Source organism: Streptomyces sp. Ac-502 (genome assembly GCF_045222935.1).
GTDB classification, from domain to species: domain Bacteria; phylum Actinomycetota; class Actinomycetes; order Streptomycetales; family Streptomycetaceae; genus Streptomyces; species Streptomyces monomycini.
Genome location: NZ_JBHFFO010000001.1, coordinates 2,732,471 through 2,750,633, shown reverse-complemented (window position 1 = coordinate 2,750,633; position 18,163 = coordinate 2,732,471). Strand labels below are relative to the sequence as shown.

Genomic DNA, 18,163 nt, shown 5'->3' with positions numbered 1-18,163 from the left:
TATGAGCACCACGAGCAGCACCGGAACCCAGGCCGAACAGCACTGGCAGACCTGGCACGAGCGGCGCGCCGCCGAGATCGCCCTCCCGTACGGCCCGCTCGCCCTGACCGCCACACACTGGCTCGCCGGCTTCCCCGACGGCCACCTCGACGGCGTACCGGGCCACTGGAGCGCGGGCGGCGACGCGGTGCTCCTGCGCGCGGCCGCCGCCGACGGACTGACCGTCGACGGGGCGCCGCTGGACGGCACCGTACGGCTCGGCGCGGACGGCGCCCCCGCGACCGCCCGGGTGGCGCACGACGGCCGGCGGCTGCCGGTGCTGCGCCGCGACGGGGAGTGGGCCGTACGGATCTTCGACCCCGGCTCCGCGGCCCGGCGCACCTTCGGCGGCATCGACGTCTTCCCCTACGACGAGCGCTGGGTACGGCCCGGACTGTTCCGGCCGTACGGCGCGGCACGCACGGTCCAGGTGCCCAACGCCGACGGGCGGGAGCGGGGCCTGGGGCTCGCCGGTGAACTGGCCTTCACCCTCGACGGCGACGAGCACACCCTCCAGGTCGCGGTCGAGGCCGACGGCACCCTGTGGGCCGTCCTCGCCGACGCCACCAGCGGCACGGACAGCTACCGCTTCCGCTTCCTGCGGACGCCGGCCCCCGCAGCCGACGGCACCGTGCCGGTGGACCTCAACCGCACCCTGCTGCCGCCCTGCGCCTTCGCCGACCACTTCGTCTGCCCCTTCCCGCCGCCCGGCAACACCCTGCCCTTCGCCCTGCGTGCGGGGGAGCGGAACCGCATCATGCGCTGAACCGTCGAACCTCCGACCGAGGGGTCAACCACCGTCCCGGCAGCGAGAGTTGAGGCTGCCGGGACGTGTGTGCGTACGGGCTCGACGCTGCTGTGGCGTGTGTGCGTACGGGCTTCGGGCGGGCGTCCGAAAGGCACCCTTGCGCGGGCGGTCCCCGCCCTCGAAACTCCCGAGCAGCGCTGTCCGGGGCACGCACCACAGGGACGTGCGGAGTCCCGCGGGCCCACCGGGCAGCGTCATGCGGACCTGCCCACCGGCAGGTCTTCCGATCCCCTCGGAGGCAGCAGTGAGGTTCGAGCGCACCACCCCCGGAGCGGCATCGCGAGACGCGGGCGGCTGATCGCCCTCGCGTCCGGGCTGGCCGCGATCGGCGCCATGACCCTGCCGACCGCCCACGCGGGCGAACCCGCCCCGCCCACCACGTTCAGCGCGTCCCAGCTCGCCGCCGTGAGCGACTCCGTACGCTCCGCGGACGTCGCGGGCACCGCCTGGGTCGTCGACCCGAAGACCAACAAGGTCGTCGTCCAGGCCGACAGCCGGGTCACCCAGGCCCAGCTCGACACGATCAAGCAGGCCGCGGGCGCCAACGCCGGTGCGCTGAAGGTGGAGCGCATACCCGGCGTGCTGCGCAAGCTGATCTCCGGCGGCGACGCCATCTACGCGACCAGCTGGCGCTGCTCCTCGGCTTCAACGTCAAGAAGGGCAGCACGTACTACTTCTTGACGGCCGGACACTGCACCGACGGCAACCCGCCCTGGTACACCAACTCCTCGCACAGCACGAGCATCGGCCCCACCGCCGGCTCCAGCTTCCCGGTCAACGACTACGGGCTGGTCCGGTACAGCAACACCAGTGTGCCGCACGAGGGCACGGTCGGCGGCCAGGACATCACCAAGGCCGGCGACGCGACCGTCGGCCAGAACGTCACCCGCCGCGGCTCCACCACCGGCACCCGCACCGGCAAGGTCACCGGCCTGAACGCCACCGTCAACTACGGCAACGGCGACGTCGTCTACGGCATGATCAAGACCACCGTGTGCGCCGAGCCCGGCGACAGCGGCGGCCCCCTGTACGCCGGGAGCACCGCGCTCGGCCTGACCTCCGGCGGCAGCGGCAACTGCTCCTCCGGCGGCACCACGTACTTCCAGCCGGTCACCGAAGCGATCAGCGCGTACGGGGTCAGCATCTACTGACGCCCAGGGCCGTCCGGGCCCGGCGTACCGCGCCCGGACGGCCCCCGCACACCACCCTGCTCCACGCAGCCGGCAGCACCCGGGCCCCCGTCCGCACCCGCGGGCGGGGGCCCTTCGCCGGCGGCGTGCGGGCAAGGCCGACGCGCACCCTCGACCGTTCCCGGGGCCGGTCATACCGTGGTGAGGACGCACTGACCCGGACACGGGCGCATACGGCAGGGGGCCGTGATGGTCGAGGAACTGGTGACGGCCGGGATCGCGCTGGCCTCGGCGGGCGCGGTGTACGTGGCGGCGGCGGCGCGGGTGGTCAAACAGTACGAACGGGGCGTCGTCCTGCGGCTGGGCAGACTGACGTCGGTCCCGCGCGAGCCGGGCTTCACCATGATCGTCCCGGGTGTCGACCGGATGCGTAAGGTCAACATGCAGATCGTCACGATGCCGGTGCCCGCCCAGGAGGGCATCACCCACGACAACGTGACGGTCCGGGTGGACGCGGTGGTCTACTTCAAGGTCGTGGACGCCGCCGACGCGGTGATCAAGGTCGAGGACTACCGCTTCGCGGTCTCCCAGGTCGCCCAGACCTCGCTGCGCTCCATCATCGGCAAGAGTGACCTCGACGACCTGCTCTCCAACCGGGAGAAGCTCAACCAGGGGCTGGAAGTGATGATCGACAGCCCGGCGCTGGGCTGGGGTGTGCAGATCGACCGGGTGGAGATCAAGGACGTGTCGCTGCCGGAGACCATGAAGCGGTCGATGGCCCGCCAGGCGGAGGCCACCCGCGACCGGCGGGCCCGGGTCATCAACGCGGACGCCGAACTCCAGGCGTCCAAGAAGCTGGCCGAGGCGGCCCAGGCGATGTCCGACCAGCCCGCCGCGCTGCAACTGCGGCTTCTGCAGACGGTGGTGGCGGTCGCCGCCGAGAAGAACTCCACGCTCGTGCTGCCGTTCCCGGTGGAGCTGCTGCGCTTCCTGGAGCGCTCCGGGCTCCAGGCGCAGGCCCAGACGGAGGCGTACGAGCGGCGGGGGGCGGCGGCCGCGCCGCCGTCCGCGCCCCGATCGGCCCCGCCGTCCGCGCCTCAATCCGCTCCGCCGTCCGTCCCGCCGTCCGTCCCGCTGTCCGGAACCGCGCCGGATGCCGAAGCGGCGGCCGCGCTGGAGGAGTTGCCGGAGGCGGAGCAGCTCCCCTGACGCGGGAGCGGCGGTTCCCGGGGGCGGAAATACTGTCCTGGTGTGCGAAAGAAGTCCCTCGCTGGGCTGAATCTCCTGTACGGCGTTCCGGCGCCGGTGGGTGAAGACCGGCCTGGAACATCGGTTTTCGGACAGGTGTAGACCGCACCCGAGGCCCGTTTCCGTCCACTCCAAAGTGTCCGTTTGGTGTCCGCACAGGGAAACGACGTGCGCGGATATCGGAACGCGGGACGAACGACCGGTCGGGCGCGTTCCGTTCTCCAGACCGGATCTCGTTCTTGTGCGCGAGCCCCGTTAATCGGAATACTCGAATCGCGCATTGGCATGGACGCGACTTCCTGCGGCAGGCTGCGCAGGCGACTCCCGTTCCGTGTCTGTTCCTCAACACCCTCCGGGCCCGCGGCCCCCACACACCGCGGCCCATCCCCCCACGGAAGGCTTTGAGTTGAAGCACCGACGGAATACTCAGCGGCGCGCAGTCCTGGCCGGCGCGGGCGCGCTGGCCCTCGCGGCCACCGCGACGCTCACCCTGGCCAACGCCAACGCGGCGGACGGACCGGCCGCCAAGCAGCTGACGCCCGCCGCGGCCACCGCGCTCGCGTCCCAGCTCAGCGGCCACGCGGCCGGTTCGTACTACGACGCGGCGGCGAAGAAGCTGGTCGTCAACGTCACCGACCGGGCGGCGGCCGACGCGGTACGGGCCAAGGGCGCCGAGGCCAGAATGGTCCGGCACAGCCTCGCCCAGCTCGACGCGGCCCGGCAGACGCTCAAGCAGCGGGCCACCATCCCCGGCACCGCCTGGGCGATGGACCCGCGGACCAACAAGGTCGTCGTCACCGCCGACCGCACGGTCTCGGGCGCGAAGCTCGACAAACTGAACCAGGTCGTCAAGAGCCTGGGCAGCAAGGCCACGCTCCAGCGCAGCAAGAGCGAGTTCACCCCGTTCATCGCCGGCGGTGACGCGATCTGGGGAGCAGCTCCCGCTGCTCGCTCGGTTTCAACGTCACCAAGGGCGGCCAGCCCTACTTCCTGACCGCCGGGCACTGCGGCAACGCCGTCAAGTCGTGGTCGGACAAGCAGGGCGGCCAGGAGATCGCGAGCACCGAGGACTCCAAGTTCCCGGGCAGTGACTACGCCATCGCCAAGTACACCGCGGACATCGCGCACCCGAGCGAGGTGAACACCTACGGCGGCAGCCCGCAGAAGATCACCAAGGCCGCCGAGGCGACCGTCGGCCAGAAGGTCACGCGCAGCGGCAGCACCACCCAGGTGCACGACGGCACGGTCAAGGCGCTCAACGCGAGCGTCAACTACCAGGAGGGGACGGTCGAAGGGCTGATCCAGACCGACGTCTGCGCCGAGCCCGGCGACAGCGGCGGCGCGCTGTACGACGGTGACGCCGCGGTGGGTCTGACCTCGGGCGGCAGCGGCAACTGCTCCTCGGGCGGCGAGACCTACTTCCAGCCGGTCCCGGCGGCCCTGAAGGCGGTCGGCGCGGAGATCGGCTGACGCGGGCCGGCCGTGACACCGGCCGGCCGTGAGGCCGATGTGCTGAGTGCGGCCATTCCGTAGTGGAACGTCTCCCGGCGGCAATTGCCGCCGGGAGACGTTTGCCGTTTTCCGGCGTTGCGTACGGCCGGCATGGCGCGGCGTCGGAGCCGGCAGTCCAGCGGTCGGCAAAAGATTAGGAAAGGAGGCTGTGTAAATACTGCCGGGCCGGTGGATGCCGACCGGGCGGCGCACGGCGCCCGGTGGCATGGCTTCCGGTGGCGACGAGCCCTTGCTTCCAGGGAATCGTTTCCATGACGTTATACGAGCCGTTGAAATGTTGACGGGAATGTCATGTGACCCGCCCATTCGAAGGAGTGTGAGGCACCTCTCAAGGGAGTCGCTTTCTTGGAGAGGGGTCGCCAAATGTCCGGTATGGGAGTGTTTCACCGGCGCGGTGCGTGACGACTTCAGGAAGTCGGGAGTCCTTTGCGGAATTACCCTTCCGGCTTTTCCCGTTCGGCGGTCGGAACGGATTTGCCAAGCCCGTCGCGGCTGGCTCTAATGATGCATCAGCCCCGTGGCCGAAATGAATCCGGCGAGCAGCCGGAGAGCCGCGCGCCGTGCCGTTCCGGCGGGCGGTGCGAGGGCTTCCGCGCTGCCGTCCCGTGGAGGGGCGGGGCGGCAGCGCGGTGCGCGGGCCGCGCGCGGAGCAACGGCGGCGGCCGGCCCCCGGGCATCCGTGAAGATGCCCGGGGGCCGGCCGGTGGTGCGGCGGCGAGGAGGCGGCCGCACCGTTCAGCGGGTCATCGCTCGACCGGAGCCGTCAGAACTCGAAGACCAGACCCTTGCCGCCCTCCATCGCGCAGGGGTTGGCGAAGGTGTGCTCGTAGGCGACGCGGCGGCCCTGCCAGACACCGTTCGCGGTGACCGTGACGGGGTTCCACTCCTTGGTGCACATACGGTCCGCGGCGGACTTGGTGATCGCGTCGAAGTCGCCGTTCACGGTGCGCAGCTGGGCGCAGGCGGCACGCGCCGTCGGGTGCGTGCCGGTTCCGGACGAGCTACAGCTCAGCGACACCGCGCGCTGGATGGAGGCCGTAGCGGCGGTGTCCCCGTACCCCACGGTGAGGACCAACTCCGAGGGTGCGTACAGGCTCTTCGGCGTCGCGGGCTGCGCCTGGGCCGTGGTGGCCAGGCCGCCGAGCACGAGCGCCGCGCCGAGCGCGATCCCCCAGTGATGTACCGCATTTTCGAACTCTCCTTCGGTTGTCGTCTCGAATGCCGGACAGTGAGGAGTCTGGCCGAGGCGCATCAGGAAAGCACATCGGTCGGTGACTTTCAGTCGTTGGTTGAAAGCGCTGTGTGCTGGCGTGAAGTGACGCGACGGGCGTTTCGGTACGTGATGTGTGCTATGCCGCGCGGTCAGCGGGAACATCGGGGGTGCGGGGTTCCGGCCGGGGCGGGTGTGCGGCGAAAAGCGGCCAACTCCCGTTGTTCGTGGGGGTGCAGGGAGCTCGTGGGGGTTCGTCGCTAATGGCCGAAGTGCGGCTGCCGACGGAGCGTGTCGGGGGAGTGGCGGGGCGTGAGAAGGCGTCGGCCCGGCGCGCGAGGGGGCGTCCGCGCCCACGGGGCGCACCGCCGCTCGCACTGCCGTTCGCGCCGCTGCCCGTACGGCTGGGCCGCGGAAGCGCGCATACCGCCTGACCGGCTCATCTACAGTTTCTCGGGACGGTCCGCCACCTGGTGACACAAGAAGGAATTGACACATATGCCGACCGAGACGTTCGAGTTCCAGGTAGAAGCACGCCAGCTCCTGCAGATGATGATCCACTCGATCTACTCGAACAAGGACGTTTTTCTGCGCGAGCTGATCTCCAACGCCTCCGACGCGCTGGACAAGCTGCGCCTCGAAGCGCTGCGCGACGAGTCGCTCGACGCCGATGTCTCCGACCTGCACATCGCCATCGAGACCGATGGTGAGGCCCGGACGCTGACCGTCCGCGACAACGGCATCGGTATGTCGCACGACGAGGTGGTCCAGCTCATCGGGACGATCGCCAACTCCGGCACCGCGAAGTTCCTCCAGGAACTGAAGCAGGCCAAGGACGCGGCCACCGCGGAGGGGCTGATCGGCCAGTTCGGCGTCGGCTTCTACGCCGCGTTCATGGTGGCCGACGAGGTCACGCTGGTCACCCGCCCCGCCGGACAGAGCGAGGGCACCCGCTGGTCGTCGACCGGCGAGGGCACGTACACCGTCGAGCCGGTCCAGGACGCGCCGCAGGGCACCGCGGTCACCCTGCGGCTCAAGCCGGTCGACCAGGAGGACCAGCTCTTCGACTACACCTCCCGCTGGAAGATCAGGGAGATCGTCAAGCGCTACTCCGACTTCATCACCTGGCCGGTCCGGATGGCCCCCGAGGCCCCGGCCGAGGACAAGGAGGGGGACGCCGAGGACGGCAAGGCCCCCGAGCCCGAGACGCTCAACTCGATGAAGGCGCTGTGGGCGCGCTCCCGGGACGAGGTGAGCGACGAGGAGTACCACGAGCTGTACAAGCACATCAGCCACGACTGGTCCGACCCGCTCGAAACGCTCCGGATGCAGGCGGAGGGCACGTTCGAGTACCAGGCGCTGCTGTTCCTGCCGTCCCGCGCGCCGCAGGACCTCTTCGCGCGCGAACACCGGCGCGGAGTGCAGCTCTACGTCAAGCGCGTCTTCATCATGGACCACTGCGAAGCGCTGCTGCCCGAGTACCTGCGCTTCGTCAAGGGTGTCGTCGACGCGCAGGACCTCTCGCTCAACGTCTCCCGCGAGATCCTCCAGCAGGACCGCCAGATCCAGCTCATGCACCGCCGGCTGGTGAAGAAGGTGCTGTCCACCGTCAAGGAGATGATGGCGCAGCGCCCGGAGAACTACGCCACGTTCTGGGGCGAGTTCGGCCGGGTCGTCAAGGAGGGCCTGCTCAGCGACCACGAGAACCGCGACGCCATCCTGCGCATCGCCTCGTTCCCCACCACCCACGACCAGGAGAAGCCGGCCACCCTCCAGCAGTACGTCGAGCGCATGAAGGAGGGCCAGGAGCACATCTACTTCATGACCGGCGAGTCCCGTACCGCCATCGAGAACTCGCCGCACATGGAGGCCTTCCGGGACAAGGGCTACGAGGTGCTGCTGCTGACCGACCCGGTCGACGAGGTGTGGGTCGAGACCGTCCCCGAGTTCGACGGCAAGGAGCTGCGGTCGATCGCCAAGGGTGAGGCGGACCTCGCGAAGGAGGAGTCCGAGGAGGACAAGGCCGAGCGCGAGAAGCGGCAGGAGGACTTCGCCGGGCTGCTGTCCTGGATGACGGAGCGGCTCGGCGAGGAGGTCAAGGAGGTACGGCTGTCCTCCCGGCTGACCGTCTCCCCGGCCTGCGTCGTCTCGGACACCGACGACGTGACCCCGGCGCTGCGGAACATGTACCGCGCCATGGGCCAGGAACTGCCCGAGGCCAAGCGCATCCTGGAACTCAACCCGGGCCACCCGCTGGTCGAGGGGCTGCGCAAGGCCCACGCCGAGCGCCCCGACGACGCGGACCTCGCCGGGACGGCCGAGCTGCTGCACGGCATGGCGCTGCTCGCCGAGGGCGGGGAGCTGAGCGACCCGGCGCGCTTCACCAAGCTGGTGGCGGAGCGGCTGGAGCGCGCGCTGTAGGCGCTGGGGCGGGGCTCGTTCCGTAAGAGCCCGTGGCCAAGGCTGCCGCCGGGTCCTTCAAGGGCCCGGCGGCAGTGTCATGCCCGGCGCCGGTGGCAGGTCCGACACCGGTCCAGCCCGGACAGGCCGGCCGTCAGCGCGCGCATCCCCCGCACCACCAGCTCGGCAGGGTCGTCCGCCTGCCCTTCCGGGGTTTCGTCCGCCGCCCATGTCTCCACCGCGACCCGCATCGCGGTGTTCGCGGCCGCCGCCGCGAGCCGTACCTCCGCCGGTCCGCCGTCCGTCAGCCCGGCGAGGACGGGGATCAGCGCCTCCTCGGAGTCGTGGTGCACCCGGTGCCAGACCGAGCGCAGCGCCGGATCGTCCCGCATCACCCGCAGCAGCCCGCGCGTCCACCGCAGCGCCTCGGCGGCCCGCTCGTCGGACGGCGTCAGCGCCTGCCGCGCCGCTTGCTCCAGCACGTCCCGTACGCACCGGCCGTCCGCCTCCGCCGCGAGCCGGCGCAGGTCGGCGAGCCACTGCCGTACGCCGACGGCCAGCAGCGGTGCGACCGCGTCCTCCTTGGCGCGAAAGTACCGGTAGAAGGTGCGCAGGGCGACGCCCGCGGACCGGGCGATGTCGTCGGCGGTGACGGCGCTGCCGCGCTCGGCGAACAGGGCCGCCGCGGCGCGGGCGATCTCCAGCTGGGTCTCCGCCTTGCGCCGCTCGGTCAGGGAGGGGGCGGCGGGCGGCAGGGGAGCGGGGGCCGGTGCGGTGGGGCGCGGTGCGGTGGGCATGGGGTGAGCTTACGTCGTCCGTACGCCGAACTGGCATGCCGCGCTGATGTGGCACATCGTGCCACCTAGGCGTACGGTGCCGGTGTCGTCCGCGGCGGACGCGGACACCGAAGGCAGGAGAGAGCCACATGGAGCGCTTCGACGGACGCCGCGTCCTGATCACCGGAGCCGGGTCGGGCATCGGACAGGCCACCGTCCACCGGGTCCTGGCCGAAGGCGGCCGGGTGGTGGCCGCCGACATCAGCGAGGCGGGACTGAAGGCCACCGCGGAGCGGGCCGCGGCCGACGGTCACGCCGGCCGGCTGAGCACCGCGGTCCTGGACATCGCGGACGAGGCCGCGGCGCGCGCGGGCGTCGCCGCCGCCGTCGGGGAACTGGGCGGACTGGACGTCCTGGTCAACGCGGCGGGCATCCTGCGCGCCTCGCACACCCACGAGACCAGCCTGGACGCCTTCAACCGGATCATCGCGGTCAACCTGACCGGCACCTTCCTGATGATCCGCGAGGCACTGCCCGCGCTGCTGCGCGGCCGGGCGCCGGTGGTGGTCAACTTCAGCTCCACCTCCGCCGCGTTCGCGCACCCGTACATGGCGGCGTACGCGGCCAGCAAGGGCGGCATCCAGTCCATGACCCACGCCATCGCGAGCGAGTACGCCAAGCAGGGGCTGCGCGCGGTGTGTGTGGCGCCGGGTTCGGTGCGGTCCGGCATGACCGACGACCCGGGCCTGCCGGCGGACGCCGACATGAGCCTGTTCGGAAAGCTGCTGCCGGCCATCGGCGAGGGCTTCGCGCCCCCGGAGACGGTCGCGGGCGTCATCGCGATGCTGGCCTCCGAGGACGGCGCGTTCATCACCGGTACGGAGATACGTATCGACGGCGGTACGCACATGTGAGGCGTGCCTGAAGGCCCTGGTCCCACCTGCTGGAACGAGGGCCTTCGCAAGCAGCCCCTTCTCGGGCAGGGGCCGGCTCAGAACCGCTTACCTGCACCGCTCCCACTTCAGGGTGTGAATCCGCTCCTGTTCCAGTGCGCGGTTCATGTGCCGGGTGAGTTCGGCGATCCGCCCCTGGCTCGGACGCGGCTGGCCCATTTCGCAGCCTATTGCTTCCTCGAAGTCGGCCGCCTCGACGGCGTGGGCGCGTGCGAGTCGCAGGTACTCCACGCACTGGGCACTGGCGGCCTGTGCGGGAGCGGCGACGGTGACCGTCCCTCCCGCGATCACCATGGTCGACAGAGCCGCGGCCAGCAGAGTTCGGCCAGCATGAGGCATATCGGAAAACCCACTCGTGTGAACCGGCAAACGGGAAGCGGTGGGCGGGCCGGCCCGCCCACCGTGCCGGCACTCTGCTCATCGGTAAGGGTGTGCCCACCTCTCTGTGCGGGATCAGGCCAGGTCACCGGGTGATTTGGCGCGGCAGCGTCCTTGCCGTACCGCCGTCACTGCCGCACCTCGCTGCGGTTGATCACCGTCCGGCCCTTGGTGAGGGCGGAGAAGGCCAGTGTCAGGACGGTGCCGGCGACGGCCCACGCGGAGAGCACCAGCAGGGGGCCGGTCACCGCGTTGCCGTGGAAGTACGCGATGGAGCGGGCCACCCAGGTGCCCGCGCCCGGCGGCAGCGCGGGGCCGATCGCCCGCCAGAAGTCCGGCAGCAGGGGGTACGGGTAGGCGCCGCCCGCGCTGGGGTTGCCGGCGATCACCACCACGAGGATGGTCAGGCCGATGCCGATGATCCCGGCGATCGCCTGGAAGGCGAAGGTGGTGGCGCCCACCGCGAACACGATCAGCGCGCCCAGGCCCCACAGTCCGTACAGGCTGCCGGGCATGGCTCCCAGGACGGGGCCGATGACGACGGCGCCGGCCAGGCCGGTGAGGATCGAGTAGACGGCGAGGGCGCCCAGCCGGACGACCGCCCGCTTGAGGTTGACGGGGCGGGCGCCGAAGCTGATCGCGAGGATCGCGGCGCACAGGTAGCCGCCCACGCACCAGCCGACCACCAGGTAGAACGAGGACAGGCCGCGGGTGTCGTCCTTGTCGGCGGGGGCGATGTCCTGGACCTGGACGGTGCGCTTCTGGGCCTTCTCGGCCTGGGTGACGACCTGTTCGACGGCCTGGGAGAGCGAGGCTCCGGAACCACTGGCCACCAGCAGCTTGTCGGTGGTGCCGCGCGGGTCGATGATCAGCGCGCCGTCGATGTCCCGTTCCTTGATCTGCCGTGCCGCGTCCGCCTCGGAGGAGGCCGCACGGGGGCGAGCGGGGAGCCCGGCAGCTTGTCGAGCCGTTCGACGAGCTGTCCGCTCATCTGCTGGGGTGCGACGACCGCGAGCGGTACGTCCTTGGGCTTCGGGGAGTGGAAGGCGCCCGCGTACGACGCGATGAACAGGGCCGTCAGGGCCAGTACGCCGATCATCAGCAGAGCGGCCCGCCCGGAGATCGCGTCCTTCACCTCCCCGAGGAAGCTCCTGTCCCGGGTGTCCTGGTCCCGGGTGTCCTGGTCCCGGATCCCGCGGGTGCCGTCGTCCGCCGTGGCCATGCGCCGCTCCCTCGCCCTGTCGTGCCGAGCAGGTCTTCCGTGCTCGGGCAGGTCTTTCGTTCTCAGGCCTTTTGCCCCATATCTTCCGTCCCATTACGGATCTTCGCAGGCCGGGCGGGCTGATCGGGGCGGCGGAGCGTCCGGAGCGGACGGAGACGGGTGCTGTTCGAATTTCGTACGGTTGTTCGAGAAAAGAGTTATGGTGGAACCGCGACGGGGGACGCAGCAACGGTCAGGGGGTGTACGAGCGGCAGGAGGCGCGGATGCCACGGTTCACGCATCTGCACACCGCCTCGGGGTTCTCCCTGCGGTACGGCGCCGCCCACCCGGAGCGGCTCGCCGAGCGCGCCGCCGAACGCGGCATGGACGCCCTCGCGCTGACCGACAGGGACGGCCTCGCCGGAGCCGTCCGCTTCGCCAAGGCCGCGGCCTCGGCCGGTGTCCGCCCGCTGTTCGGCACCGAACTGGCGGTGGCCGCGCCCGAGAGCAGCCCTACGGTGCCGGGCGCCGCCCCGGGGACGGCCCGGCGGCGCGTCCCGGTGCGCGGCGGCGCCTTCATCGACGAGTCGGCGGCCCGCGCCGTCTTCCTCGCCCGGGACGGCGCCGCCGGCTGGGCCATGCTCTGCCGCCTGGTCTCGGCCGCGCACGCCGCCACCCTGCCGGGCGATTCCACCCGGCCCGTACTGACCTGGGCCGCGCTCACCGAAGCGGTGCGCGCCGGAGCGCCGGACGCGGTCACCGTCCTGCTCGGCCCGGACTCCGAGCCCGGCCGCGCGCTGGCCGCCGGGCGCCCCGACCGCGCCGCCCGGCTCCTCGCCCCCTGGCGCGAGCTGTTCGGTGACGCGCTGCGCCTGGAGGTCGTCGACCACGGCCGTACCGGCACCGGCCCCGGCTCGCTGCGCCTGGCCGCCCGCACCCTCGGCTTCGCCGTCGAACACGGCGTCCGGGCCGTCCTGACCAACGCCGTCCGCTACGCCGACCCCGGCCAGGGCCCGGTCGCCGACGTCCTGGACTCCGCCCGCCGCCTGATGCCGGTGGACCGGCACCGCCCGGAGGCCCGGGACAGCGGCGAGCGGTGGCTCAAGGACGCGAACGCGATGGCCCGCGCCGCCAAGCGGATCGCCGAGGCGGCCGGACTCGGGCGCGCCACCGCGCGACGGCTGCTGGAGATGACCGAGGAGACGGCCGCGCGGTGCCGGGTCGACCCGGAGGACGACATCGGTCTGGGCACCGTGCACTTTCCCGAACCGCGCCTGGTCGGTGCCGCGCGCCGCACCGCCGGACGGGTGCTGCGTTCACGCTGCGCCGCCGGAATGGTGCTGCGCGGCTACGACCGGCGCCGCGAGTACTGGGAGCGGATGGACCACGAACTGGACATCATCGAACACCACGGCTTCGCCTCGTACTTCCTGACCGTCGCCCAGGTCGTCGAGGACACTAGGGGCCTGGGCATCCGGGTCACCGCGCGCGGCTCCGGCGCGGGCTCGCTGGTCAACCACCTGCTGGGCATCGCGCACGCCGACCCGGTCGAACAGCGGCTGCTGATGGAACGCTTCCTGTCCAAGCGCCGCGCGGTGCTGCCCGACATCGACATCGACGTGGAGTCCGCGCGCCGTCTGGAGGTCTACCGCGCGATCTTCGACCGGTTCGGCACCGAGCGGGTCGCCACCGTCGCCATGCCCGAGACCTACCGGGTCCGGCACGCCGTACGGGACGTCGGCGCCGCCCTGGGCATGGACCCGGCCGAGGTGGACCGGCTGGCCAAGGCCTTCCCGCACATCCGGGCGCGCGACGCCCGCGCGGCCCTCGCCGAGCTGCCGGAGCTGCGCGGCGTGGAAGCGGACCGGTACGGGCCGATGTGGGACCTGGTCGAGGCGCTGGACGCGCTGCCGCGCGGTATCGCCATGCACCCGTGCGGGGTGCTGCTCTCGGACGCCTCGCTGCTGGACCGCACCCCCGTCGTACCGACCCGCGGCGAGATCCCGCACCGCGACGGCGGGGGCGGCTCCCCGCTGCCGATGTCGCAGTTCGACAAGGAGGACGTGGAGGAGATGGGGCTGCTCAAGCTGGACGTGCTGGGCGTACGGATGCAGTCCGCGATGGCGCACGCGACCGCCGAGATCGGGCGGGTCACCGGCCGCGGCGTCGACCTCGACGACCCGGCGCAGGTACCGCCCGGCGACCCCGCCACGTACGGCCTGATCCGCTCCACCGAGACGCTCGGCTGCTTCCAGATCGAGTCGCCGGGCCAGCGCGACCTGGTCGGCCGGCTCCAGCCCGCCACCTTCCACGACCTGGTGGTCGACATCTCGCTGTTCCGCCCCGGGCCGGTCTCGGCCGACATGGTGCGGCCCTTCATCGAGGCCCGGCACGGCCGCCGGCCCGTCCGCTACCCGCACCCGGACCTGGAGGAGCCGCTGCGCGAGACCTACGGCGTGGTCGTCTTCCACGAGCAGATCATCGAGATCCTGCGGATCATGACCGGCTGCGACCGGGGCGAGGCGGACGAGAAGCGGCGCGCGTTGTCCAAGCCGGAGGTTCAGGGGCAGGTGCGCGCCTGGTTCGTGGAGCGGACCGGGCGGCGGGGGTACACCCCCGAGGTGATCGAGCGCACCTGGGAGATCGTCGAGGCGTTCGGTTCGTACGGCTTCTGCAAGGCACACGCGGTCGCCTTCGCGGTGCCGACGTACCAGTCCGCCTGGCTCAAGGCGCACCACCCGGCGGCCTTCTACGCCGGGCTGCTCACCCACGACCCGGGGATGTACCCGAAGCGGCTGCTGCTGGCGGACGCGCGGCGGCGCGGGGTGCCGGTGCTGCCGTTGGACGTGAACCGGTCGGCGGCCGTCCATCGAATCGAACTGGTGTCCGGTGGTGTGGGCGCGGGCGCGGGCGCGGGGGACGGGGGCGGCCCGGCGGCCAGGCCCGGAGAGGGGCCGCCCCCGCGGTCTGGGGGTTGCGGCTCGCCCTCGCCGACGTGCACGGCATGAGCGAGGCCGAGGCCCGGCGCATCGAGGACGGGCAGCCCTACTCCTCGCTGCCCGACCTGTGGCGGCGCGCCCGCCCCAGCCGCCCGGTGGCCGAACGCCTCGCCCGCGTGGGCGCGCTGGACGCCTTCGGCGCCAACCGGCGCGACCTGCTGCTGCACCTGGCCGAACTGCACGGCCAGCAGCGGGGCGTGGCCGCGGGGCAGCTGCCCCTGGACGCGGGGGACGGCGCCGCCGCGCCCGTCGAGGCGGTCGAACCGGCCGGGCTGCCCGACCTGACCGACGTCGAGAAGCTCAGCGCCGAGCTGGGCGTCCTCGGCATGGACACCACCCGGCACCTGATGAGCGACCACCGGGAGTTCCTCGCGGAGCTGGGGGCGCTGCCCGCCAAGCGGCTGGGCGACGCCGAGCACGGGGAGACGGTGCTGGTCGCCGGGGCCAAGGCGGCCACCCAGACCCCGCCGATCCGCTCAGGACGCCGGGTCATCTTCACCACCCTCGACGACAGCACGGGCCTGGTCGACTGCGCCTTCTTCGACGATTCGCACGAGAGGTGCGCGCACACCGTCTTCCACTCCTGGCTGCTGCTCGTACGCGGTACGGTCCAGCGGCGCGGGCCGCGCAGCTTCAGCGTGGTCGGCGCCGCCGCCTGGAACCTCGCCGAACTGGCCGAACTGCGCCGCGAGGGCGGCCTGGAGGCGGTCACCGCGCGCCTCGCGGAAGAGGGCCGGCCGACGGCGGAGCCGGCCGGTCCGGTGGACGGCGGGACAGCGGGTGGCGGGCCGCTGGAGGGCGGGCCGATGGGTGGCGGACCGGTGGGCGGCGGCGGGGTGCCGCGCCGGGTGCACAGCGAACCGGGCCGTGCGGGTTCGGCGGCGGCCGAGGCGACATGGGCGGCGGACCGGGCTCCGGCACCGGCCGCCGCGTCCGGGGCCGGAGCGGACCCGGCGGCCGCGCCGGCCGGTCGCACCATCCGGCTGGAGACCGGCTACGAACTGCACCCCTGGGCCGATCTCCGCCCGGCGGGCGAAGGCGCCGCCACCGGACGCAAGCTGTGGCACGCCAGCCCGGGGAGCGCGGGATGACCGGCGGAAGCGGAACGCCCGCCGGGGCCGGCGCCCCCGCCGAGATGCTGTACGTACGGTTCCGCGCCGCCGGGGACGGGGCCGGGGACAGGGGCCGGGACGCTCCGCTGGACGAGGAGACGTACGGTCATCTCCTGCGGCTGCTCGGCCAGTTCACGCCCGTGATCGAGGCGCTGCCGCCGGACGCCGCGCTGGCCGACGTACGGGGAGCGCTGCGCTACTTCGAACGGGACGCCGCGGGCATCGCCGAGCTGATCCGGCTGCGGGCGCTGGCCTGGTACGGCGTGCGGTGCACCATCGGTGTCGCCGGGAACCCGCTGCTCGCGCGGATGGCGGCGCAGGGCGCCGCGCCCGGCGAGGTGCGCCGGGTCCCCGGGGACGCCGTCGCGGACTTCCTCGACCGCAAACCGGCCGCCGCCCTGCACGGTGTCGGGCCGGCGACCGCGCGCGCCCTGTGCGCGTACGGGCTGGACAGCGTCGGGCGGATCGCCGCCGCGCCGCCCGCCACCCTCCAGCGCATCCTCGGCGCGAAGACCGGCCGGGCGGTGTACGACAAGGCCCGCGGCATCGACCCGAGCCCGGTCACCCCGAACGCCGCAGCGCGCTCCATGGGCGCCGAACACTGCTTCGCGCACGACGAACTGGACCCGGACCGGCGGCGGCGCGCGCTGCTCTCGCTCGCGGACGACCTCGGCGCCCGGCTGCGCGGCAGCGCCCGTGCGGCCCGCGCGCTCACCCTCACCGTCCGCTACGCCGACCGCTCCACGACGACGCGCACCCGGCGGCTGCCCGAACCGACCGCGCACGGGCCCGCGCTGACGGACGCGGCGTACGCGCTGCACGCGGCGCTCGGGCTGCAACGGGCCCGCGTACGGTCCGTGTCACTGCGGGCGGAGGACCTGTGCCGCGCCGAACACGCCGCCCGGCAGCTGACGTTCGACCCGGCCGAGGACAAGGCGCGCCGCATCGAGGCCGCCGTGGACCGGGCGCGGGAACGCTTCGGCGAGGCGGCGGCCCGGCCCGCGGCGAAGCTCGCTCAGCCGTACAGCCGTTCCGCGTACCGCGGGCCGTAGTGCTCCTCCAACTGCTCCAGCGGGATGTCGGGGACCTCGACACCCTTGGCTATGCGGGCCCGTGAGGGCAGCGCTTCGGGCTGCCAGCTCTCCGGCTGCCACATCCGGGAGCGCAGGAACGCCTTGGAGCAGTGGTAGAACACCTCGTCGATCTCGACGAGCAGCACCAGCCGGGGGCGGTTGCCCCGGACGACCATGGCGTCGAAGAACGGGGCGTCGCGCAGGATGCGGGCGCGGCCGTTGACGCGCAGGGTGTCGCCGCGGCCCGGGAGGACGTAGTTCAGTCCGACCTGCGGGTTGGCGAGGATGTTGCGGAAGCCGTCCACGCGCTTGTTGCCGGGGCGGTCCGGTATCGCGATCGTGGTGTCGTCCAGCACCGTCGTGAAACCGGCGGGGTCGCCCTTGGGGGAGACGTCGCACCGGCCCTCGGCGTCCGAGGTGGCGACGTAGCAGAACGGCGAGCGCGCCAGCCACTGCCGGTCGAGGTCGTGCAGCCGGTCGCGGACCTTGTACAGCGCGTGGTCGCTCGGCTCGCCCATCAGCTCCCGCAGCTCGCGCTCGGACGCGACCTCCGTGACCCCCGCGGCCTGCCAGGTCTCCGCGCCTCCGGTCCGCTCGCTCGTCGTCACGGCGTCCTCCCCCTCGTCGGCAAGCTCAACTCACCCGCGACTGTACGGGATGCCACTGACATCGCCTGGCGTGGGGCCGCGCGCCTCAGCCGGCCGGCAGCGCGGCCGTGCACGCATCGGCCAGGTCCTCCGCGTGGCCGGGCAGCGGGGTGCCGCCGCGCAGGTGGCGGCGTACGAGCGAGCGACAGGGGTGCGTCGATGACCGCGAGGGGGACGCGTTCGGCGTCCTGCGGGGTGCGCGCGCCCAGATCCCGTGCCAGGGCGTCCATCGCGTCCCGCACCCGCCGGTGTACTGGAAGACAGCCTCGACCGCGCCGAACTCGCCTGTACGGGAACGGTCGCGCGCCCCGCGCGCTGGAGCCCGTACGTACACCTGCTGCGGCGTCTGATGGGAGATTCCCGGGATTCCTCCGCCGGAACGGGAATCTCCGCCCTGCCGCCGGTCGCTGAGACATGACACGACGTGGGAAGCGCCACGGCTGTGCGCGCCTGCCGTGCTGCCACGCCGCACCACAGGGGAGTGCGGCGCGGCAGCGGGGCGCGCGCGGAGGCGCCGCCGCCTCCTGAGGTGAAGGAAAGGGGCGGCGGCGCCAGCTGTGGGGGTGCCCCCGTGAGGCCAGTGGGGATGACCTCACGGGGGCTGCGGGGCCAGTGGGGGATGACCTCGCAGGGCGGGCCCTGTGTGGGGGGAAGGGCCCTGGGGAGGAAGCGGAGGG

General features: G+C 72.6%; 9 protein-coding genes and 4 pseudogenes. 8 read left to right on the top strand and 5 right to left on the bottom strand.

Annotated elements, in window-relative coordinates:
- The first annotated feature begins 1 nt into the window (after nt 1).
- The 4 genes and pseudogenes from ACEXOX_RS12395 to ACEXOX_RS12380 all read left to right on the top strand — a co-directional run bounded on the left by ACEXOX_RS12395 (nt 2) and on the right by ACEXOX_RS12380 (nt 4,695).
- A complete protein-coding gene (locus ACEXOX_RS12395; RefSeq protein ID WP_406520525.1) occupies nt 2-805 on the top strand; it encodes a DUF1684 domain-containing protein in 804 nt (267 codons plus the stop codon).
- Nucleotides 806-1,091: 286 nt separating this feature from the next.
- Nucleotides 1,092-1,998 (top strand): annotated as a pseudogene (locus ACEXOX_RS12390) (alpha-lytic protease prodomain-containing protein).
- A 228-nt stretch (nt 1,999-2,226) separates the two neighbouring features.
- Nucleotides 2,227-3,186: a slipin family protein gene (locus ACEXOX_RS12385; RefSeq protein ID WP_406520524.1), complete on the top strand. Its 960-nt coding sequence runs from the start codon at nt 2,227-2,229 to the stop codon at nt 3,184-3,186.
- Nucleotides 3,187-3,631: 445 nt separating this feature from the next.
- Nucleotides 3,632-4,695: pseudogene (locus ACEXOX_RS12380) on the top strand (S1 family peptidase).
- An 805-nt stretch (nt 4,696-5,500) separates the two neighbouring features.
- Here ACEXOX_RS12380 and ACEXOX_RS12375 read toward each other — a convergent pair.
- Complete coding sequence (locus ACEXOX_RS12375; RefSeq protein WP_406520523.1) at nt 5,501-5,989, bottom strand: subtilase-type protease inhibitor; 489 nt, start codon at nt 5,987-5,989, stop codon at nt 5,501-5,503.
- 456 nt (nt 5,990-6,445) lie between these two features.
- On the opposite strand from ACEXOX_RS12375, the gene htpG reads away from it, so the two are divergent.
- Entirely contained in the window at nt 6,446-8,368 is a 1,923-nt protein-coding gene (gene htpG / locus ACEXOX_RS12370; RefSeq protein ID WP_406520521.1) for a molecular chaperone HtpG, read from the top strand.
- 77 nt (nt 8,369-8,445) lie between these two features.
- Here the strand turns inward: htpG and ACEXOX_RS12365 are convergent, their stop codons facing one another.
- On the bottom strand, nt 8,446-9,144 hold the full coding sequence (locus ACEXOX_RS12365; protein WP_406520520.1) for a TetR family transcriptional regulator: 699 nt from the start codon (nt 9,142-9,144) through the stop codon (nt 8,446-8,448).
- Nucleotides 9,145-9,272: 128 nt separating this feature from the next.
- Here ACEXOX_RS12365 and ACEXOX_RS12360 point away from each other — a divergent pair, with 128 nt between their 5' ends.
- Complete coding sequence (locus tag ACEXOX_RS12360) at nt 9,273-10,037, top strand: SDR family NAD(P)-dependent oxidoreductase (protein ID WP_406520519.1); 765 nt, start codon at nt 9,273-9,275, stop codon at nt 10,035-10,037.
- A gap of 87 nt (nt 10,038-10,124) precedes the next feature.
- Here ACEXOX_RS12360 and ACEXOX_RS12355 read toward each other — a convergent pair whose 3' ends face one another.
- Together ACEXOX_RS12355 and ACEXOX_RS12350 are read right to left on the bottom strand one after the other, a co-directional pair.
- Nucleotides 10,125-10,370, bottom strand: a complete 246-nt coding sequence (locus tag ACEXOX_RS12355; protein WP_406520517.1) for a hypothetical protein — start codon at nt 10,368-10,370, stop codon at nt 10,125-10,127.
- A 212-nt stretch (nt 10,371-10,582) separates the two neighbouring features.
- Nucleotides 10,583-11,676: pseudogene (locus ACEXOX_RS12350) on the bottom strand (ABC transporter permease).
- Nucleotides 11,677-11,939: 263 nt separating this feature from the next.
- Between ACEXOX_RS12350 and ACEXOX_RS12345 the strand changes: the two are divergent.
- Nucleotides 11,940-15,745: pseudogene (locus ACEXOX_RS12345) on the top strand (DNA polymerase III subunit alpha).
- On the top strand, nt 15,742-16,818 hold the full coding sequence (locus ACEXOX_RS12340; protein ID WP_406520516.1) for a DNA polymerase thumb domain-containing protein: 1,077 nt from the start codon (nt 15,742-15,744) through the stop codon (nt 16,816-16,818). The pseudogene ACEXOX_RS12345 and the gene ACEXOX_RS12340 overlap by 4 nt, the downstream one beginning before the upstream one ends.
- On the opposite strand, the gene ACEXOX_RS12335 is transcribed toward ACEXOX_RS12340, so the two are convergent.
- Nucleotides 16,782-17,447 (bottom strand): pyridoxamine 5'-phosphate oxidase family protein, encoded by a 666-nt coding sequence (locus tag ACEXOX_RS12335; RefSeq protein ID WP_406520515.1) that lies wholly within the window; start codon nt 17,445-17,447, stop codon nt 16,782-16,784. The two genes, ACEXOX_RS12340 and ACEXOX_RS12335, sit on opposite strands and share 37 nt — an antisense overlap.
- Between the last annotated feature and the right edge of the window lie 716 nt (nt 17,448-18,163).

What these genes read in the sequence shown, in the direction of transcription:
- ACEXOX_RS12395 (WP_406520525.1), top strand. Translation starts at nt 2, where the DNA reads ATGAGCACCACGAGCAGCACCGGAACCCAGGCCGAACAGCACTGGCAG.
- ACEXOX_RS12385 (WP_406520524.1), top strand. Translation starts at nt 2,227, where the DNA reads ATGGTCGAGGAACTGGTGACGGCCGGGATCGCGCTGGCCTCGGCGGGC.
- ACEXOX_RS12375 (WP_406520523.1), bottom strand. Translation starts at nt 5,989, where the DNA reads ATGCGCCTCGGCCAGACTCCTCACTGTCCGGCATTCGAGACGACAACC.
- htpG (WP_406520521.1), top strand. Translation starts at nt 6,446, where the DNA reads ATGCCGACCGAGACGTTCGAGTTCCAGGTAGAAGCACGCCAGCTCCTG.
- ACEXOX_RS12365 (WP_406520520.1), bottom strand. Translation starts at nt 9,144, where the DNA reads ATGCCCACCGCACCGCGCCCCACCGCACCGGCCCCCGCTCCCCTGCCG.
- ACEXOX_RS12360 (WP_406520519.1), top strand. Translation starts at nt 9,273, where the DNA reads ATGGAGCGCTTCGACGGACGCCGCGTCCTGATCACCGGAGCCGGGTCG.
- ACEXOX_RS12355 (WP_406520517.1), bottom strand. Translation starts at nt 10,370, where the DNA reads ATGGTGATCGCGGGAGGGACGGTCACCGTCGCCGCTCCCGCACAGGCC.
- ACEXOX_RS12340 (WP_406520516.1), top strand. Translation starts at nt 15,742, where the DNA reads ATGACCGGCGGAAGCGGAACGCCCGCCGGGGCCGGCGCCCCCGCCGAG.